This is a genomic window from Streptomyces lancefieldiae (assembly GCF_031845825.1).
GTDB classification, from domain to species: Bacteria; Actinomycetota; Actinomycetes; order Streptomycetales; family Streptomycetaceae; genus Streptomyces; species Streptomyces lancefieldiae.
In genome coordinates this window covers 1-348 of record NZ_JAVRFH010000426.1, presented here as the reverse complement: position 1 = coordinate 348, position 348 = coordinate 1, and the positions used below count along the sequence as shown (strand labels likewise).

General features: G+C 69.5%; 1 protein-coding gene. It reads right to left on the bottom strand.

Annotation, left to right across the window (positions count from 1 at the left end):
• Positions 1-305, bottom strand: a 305-nt coding sequence (locus tag RM812_RS42825) for a hypothetical protein (RefSeq protein WP_311586539.1), incomplete at its 3' end; no start/stop codon positions are given.
• Positions 306-348: the final 43 nt, after the last annotated feature.

The window sequence follows — 348 nt, the reverse complement described above, 5'->3', positions numbered from 1 at the left end:
AGGTGCTCGGGCACGACGAGCAGCCACCGGCCGTCAAGACGCACCGACTCCCGCAACGACAGACTCTTCCACGCCACCTCATACGACAGACCGTCCTGCGGCCCCGACGGAACAACCGCCGCAGAAGGACGCGACCCAAGCCAGTAGCGCCGGCGTTGGAAGGGATAGGTGGGCAGGTCGACGGTGCGAGCACCGGTGCCGTCGAAGAGCGCCGGCCAGGTGACGTCGACACCCTGGACGAACGCCTCCGCCACCGAGGTCAGGAAACGCCGCAGACCCCCCTCACCACGGCGCAGCGAACCCACCGCACACACCTGCCGGCCCACGGACTCCGCCGTCTCCTGCACC